The sequence below is a fragment of the Syntrophothermus sp. genome, assembly GCF_013314835.1.
Lineage (GTDB): Bacteria > Bacillota > Syntrophomonadia > Syntrophomonadales > Syntrophothermaceae > Syntrophothermus > Syntrophothermus lipocalidus.
Window position 1 is genome coordinate 1 of record NZ_JABUEX010000098.1, and the last position, 5,118, is coordinate 5,118.

1 tRNA gene and 3 rRNA genes are annotated in these 5,118 nt (G+C 55.1%); all 4 read left to right on the plus strand.

Annotated features, from left to right (window positions below):
- The first annotated feature begins 163 nt into the window (after positions 1–163).
- The 4 genes from HPY90_RS16380 to rrf all read left to right on the plus strand — a co-directional run bounded on the left by HPY90_RS16380 (position 164) and on the right by rrf (position 5,110).
- Positions 164–1,641, plus strand: a 16S ribosomal RNA gene (locus tag HPY90_RS16380).
- 117 nt (positions 1,642–1,758) lie between these two features.
- Positions 1,759–1,831: transfer RNA gene (locus tag HPY90_RS16385), tRNA-Ala, on the plus strand.
- Positions 1,832–1,958: 127 nt separating this feature from the next.
- Positions 1,959–4,869: ribosomal RNA gene (locus HPY90_RS16390) — 23S ribosomal RNA — on the plus strand.
- A gap of 119 nt (positions 4,870–4,988) precedes the next feature.
- Positions 4,989–5,110: ribosomal RNA gene (rrf, locus tag HPY90_RS16395) — 5S ribosomal RNA — on the plus strand.
- The 16S, 23S and 5S rRNA genes sit together here with 1 tRNA gene alongside, the layout of an rRNA operon.
- The last annotated feature ends 8 nt before the right edge of the window (positions 5,111–5,118 follow it).

Consider the following 5,118-nt stretch of genomic DNA (forward strand, 5'->3'; position numbering starts at 1 on the left):
GCCGAAAAGGCGCCGCGAAACAAAAGGCTGCGACCCTGATTTGATGATGGGCCGAGTTCCAGTTTGCGGCACAGTCATAGTGTGGAGATGGGAGTTTTTTCCTGTCTGACGCTGGTCTTGGCGAACTCAGCCAATTCCGATCGGTAGTAACATTACTTCCTAAGATTAATTCTGGTTGATCCTGCCAGAGGTTACTGCTATCGAGGTCCGACTAAGCCATGCGAGTCGAATGTAGCAATACATGGCGTACTGCTCAGTAACACGTGGACAATCTACCCTTGGGCTGGGGATAAACCCGGGAAACTGGGTATAATACCCACTAGATCTGGGCTGCTGGAATGCATCCAGATCGAAAGCTCCGGCGCCCAAGGATGAGTCTGCGGCCTATCAGGTAGTAGTGGGTGTAACGTACCTACTAGCCTACGACGGGTACGGGTTGTGAGAGCAAGAGCCCGGAGATGGATTCTGAGACACGAATCCAGGCCCTACGGGGTGCAGCAGGCGCGAAAACTTTACAATGCGGGCAACCGCGATAAGGGGACCTCGAGTGCCAGGATACAATTCTGGCTGTCGCGATGCCTAAAAAGCATTGCATAGCAAGGGCCGGGCAAGACCGGTGCCAGCCGCCGCGGTAACACCGGCGGCTCGAGTGGTAACCGCTATTATTGGGTCTAAAGGGTCTGTAGCCGGCCGAATAAGTCTCTTGGGAAATCCGGCAGCTCAACTGTCGGGCTTTCAGGAGATACTGTTCGGCTCGAGGCCGGAAGAGGTGAGAGGTACTTCAGGGGTAGGGGTGAAATCTTGTAATCCTTGAAGGACCACCAGTGGCGAAGGCGTCTCACCAGAACGGTCCTGACGGCAAGGGACGAAAGCTGGGGGCACGAACCGGATTAGATACCCGGGTAGTCCCAGCCGTAAACGATACTCGCTAGGTGTCAGCCACGGTGCGACCGTGGTTGGTGCCGTAGGGAAGCCGTGAAGCGAGCCACCTGGGAAGTACGGCCGCAAGGCTGAAACTTAAAGGAATTGGCGGGGGAGCACTACAACGGGTGGAGCCTGCGGTTTAATTGGATTCAACGCCGGGAAGCTTACCGGGACCGACAGCAACATGAAGGCCAGGCTGAAGACCTTGCCGGATTAGCTGAGAGGTGGTGCATGGCCGTCGTCAGTTCGTACTGTGAAGCATCCTGTTAAGTCAGGCAACGAGCGAGACCCACGCCCACAGTTGCCAGCGTACTCTCCGGAGTGACGGGTACTCTGTGGGGACCGCCGCTGCTAAAGCGGAGGAAGGAATGGGCAACGGTAGGTCAGTATGCCCCGAATGTCTCGGGCTACACGCGGGCTACAATGGTTGGTACAATGGGCATCTACCCCGAAAGGGGACGGCAATCTCCTAAAGCCAACCTTAGTTCGGATCGAGGGCTGCAACTCGCCCTCGTGAAGCTGGAATCCGTAGTAATCGCGTTTCAATAGAACGCGGTGAATACGTCCCTGCTCCTTGCACACACCGCCCGTCAAACCACCCGAGTAGGGTCTGAATGAGAGCGCTTCCAACGGAGGCGTTCGAATTTGGGCTCTGCAAGGGGGGTTAAGTCGTAACAAGGTAGCCGTAGGGGAATCTGCGGCTGGATCACCTCCTAAAGTTTCGCGTGCCGAAAGGGCACGTGACCGCCGATCGGAAGCTGAAAAGTTGTCAAGACCAGTGAAAAGCGACCAGCATATAAAGTATCGTAATCATTAGCTGGGCCAGACCATCTGGGGCTTGTAGCTCAGCTGGTAGAGCGCCGCCTTTGCGAGGCGGAGGCCCTGGGTCCGAATCCCAGCAAGTCCATTAAACGTGCACACCTCGAGGCTAACTCGAAGTGGAAGGGCAGAGGCTTGGATAAATTGACGCTATCTAAGCCTGAGAAGCCGTGTACAAGCTTTGCGACCAGACGCTCACTGAGAAATCAGTGGGGCATTATGCTGCAAATGCCAGCCAGGGGATGGCTCGGCTCAAGCGCTGAAGAAGGACGTGCCAAGCTGCGATAAGCCTCGGCGAGGCGCAAGGAGCCTTTGAACCGAGGATGTCCTAATGGGAAATCCTAAGTCTTTGACTTGATCCGTAAGGATCGGGAACGCCCCGGATTGAAACATCTTAGTAGGGGCAGGAAAAGAAATCAACCGAGATGCCGTGAGTAACGGCGAGTGAAAGCGGCCCTAGCCTAAACCGAATCCCGCAAGGGAGATGTGGTGTTGTTAAGCCGGCCCACCATCTCTGGAGCCGAAGGTGAAATGGCCTGGAATGGCCTGCCATAGAGTGTGATAGCCACGTAACCGTAAGAACCCAGAGTGGGGCCGTGTCTTGAGTACCGTGCGTCGGAAATCGCGCGGGAATTTGGGGGTCACCAACCTCCAAGGCTAAATACGTCTTGAGACCGATAGCGCAGTAGTAGGGTGACCGAAAGCTGAAAAGTACCCCAGATAGGGAGGTGCAAAGAGCCTGAAATTGGCTGGCGATAGAGCGTTAGGGCGCGCAAGGATCTTCTTTCCGAAGGAAACGGCCGCGAGGCCGCAGTACGAGGGAAGTTGCCGGCGTTCTAACATGCGTTTTGAAGAACGAACCAGGGAGTGCATATTGGCGGCGAGGCTAATTCCGTCATGGAAGCAGCCGTAGCGAAAGCGACAAGCGTGCATGAGAAGAGACGCGACGTATACAAGTGCGTGCAGTCGTCCGTATGCGACCCGAAGCCGGGCGATCTAGGCGTGGGCAGATCGAAGCGTGGCGAAAGCTGCGTGGAGGATCGTTAGAGGTGTTGATATGCAAATCACTCTCGTGACCTGCGTCTAGGGGTGAAAGTCCAATCGAGGTCGGGAATAGCTGGTTCCTCCCGAAACATATCTCAGTATGACCTGGTCTGAGACAGTCGGCGGAGTAGAGCACTGATTGGGGAAGCCGGGCCCGAAAGGGCCTGTTCTCTTGTCAAACTCCCAAACCGCCGTCGTCGTAGAAGACCAGCAGTCCGGGCTGGGGGGTAAGCTTCTAGTCCGTGAGGGAGACAACCCAGACCGAGGTTAAGGTCCCCAAATGTCGGCCAAGTGTCAACACTTAAGGGTGTCCTAGGCCATAAACAACTGGAAGGTTAGCTTAGAAGCAGCTATCCTTTAAAGAGTGCGTAACAGCTCACCAGTCGAGGTTTAGGGCCCCGAAAATGGACGGGGCTAAGCCGACTACCGATACCTCGGAGCACCGTGAGGTGATCTAGTAGGGAGGCGCTCTGCGTGGGCAGAAGCGACGCTGTAAGGTGTCGTGGACCGCGTAGAGACGAAAATCCTGGTAGCAGTAGCAGCAAAATCGGGTGAGAATCCCGATCGCCGTAAGGGCTAGGGTTCCTCGGCAATGTTCGTCAGCCGAGGGTCAGTCGGTCCTAAGACGTACCCTAATCGGAGTACGCCAAATGGGAAACAGGTTAATATTCCTGTACCGGTCAGCATTAAAACCAACGCTTCCGGATATATCGAGCACCAATGCCAGGGTGTTCAAGCGTCGAAGCCTGCGGAGAGCCGTAATGGCGAGAACCAGGCGAAACCGTGATGACGTAAGTCGGTAAATTCCAGGAGCCCATGAAAAGGGAGCTGACAGTCCGTACCGAGATCCAACACTGGTGCCCCAAGCTGAGAAGGCTAAGGCGTGTCGGCATAAATTAGTTAAGGGAATTCGGCAAATTGGCCATGTAACCTCGGGATAAATGGTGCCTGCTTCGAAGGAAGCAGGTCGCAGTGACCTGGGGGCTCTAACTGTCTAATAACAACATAGGTGATTGCGAACCCGTAAGGGCTAGTACAATCACTGAATCCTGCCCAGTGCAGGTACCTGAAAACCCGGTTCAACGGGAAGAAGGGCCTGTCAACGGCGGGGGTAACTATGACCCTCTTAAGGTAGCGTAGTACCTTGCCGCTTAATTGGCGGCTTGCATGAATGGATCAATGAGAGCCCTACTGTCCCTAACTAATACCCGGTGAACCTTACATTCCAGTGCAGAGTCTGGAGACCCCTAATGGGAAGTGAAGACCCCGTGGAGCTTTACTGCAGCCTGCCGTTGGGTTGTGGTCTTGGTTGTAGAGCATAGGTAGGAGGCGTCGAAGCTCGGGCGCCAGCTCGAGTGGAGCCGACCTTGGAATACTACCCTTCTGAGGCTACGACCCTAACTCTGAGAAGAGGACCTCGGTAGGTGGGCAGTTTGGGTGGGGCGCCACGCCCTAGAAAAGATATCTAGGGCGCCCTAAGGTTGACTCAGTTGGGTCGGAAACCCAACAAAGAGTGTAAAAGCATAAGTCAGCCTGATGTTACGTCGCACAGTGAGACGTGACAAGACGAAAGTCGGGTTTAACGAACCTCTCAGCTCTCTTGGTGAGAGCGTTAGATGACAGAAAAGCTACCCCGGGGATAACAGAGTCGTCACCGGCAAGAGCACATATCGACCCGGTGGCTTGCTACCTCGATGTCGGTTCTTTCCATCCTGGCCGTGCAGCAGCGGCCAAGGGTGAGGTTGTTCGCCTATTAAAGGAGATCGTGAGCTGGGTTTAGACCGTCGTGAGACAGGTCGGTTACTATCTGTTAGGGGTGTATTGCGGTCTGAGGGCAGGTTGGTTTTAGTACGAGAGGAACAAACCAACGGCGCCTCTGGTCGATCGGTTGTCTGGCAAGGCAATGCCGAGCAGCTACGCGCTCGCAGATAAGGGCTGAAAGCATCTAAGCCCGAAACTGCACCCGAAAAGAGACCGCTTCGAGGACACTCGTAAAAGACGAGCTTGATAGAGTCGGGATGTACGCACCAAGGCAACGAGGTGTTCAGTCCGCGACTACTAACAGTCCGGCAGCGCTCCGCTGATCTCAGGCGTAATCTGGGACGCAAAGCTTAAGTTATACACTTAAACGAAGGAAGTGCGGATGATATCCATCCGCGCGGGTTGATCACTTCGGTTCGAATCCGGACCTTCGAATCGAGCATGGCGGCCAGAGCGACAGGGAAACTCCTGATCCCTTTCCGAACTCAGAAGATAAGCCTGTCCGCGTTCTGCACTGTACTCAGGTGCGCGAGCCCTCGGGAAATGCAGATCGCTGCCCTGCTCACCTAA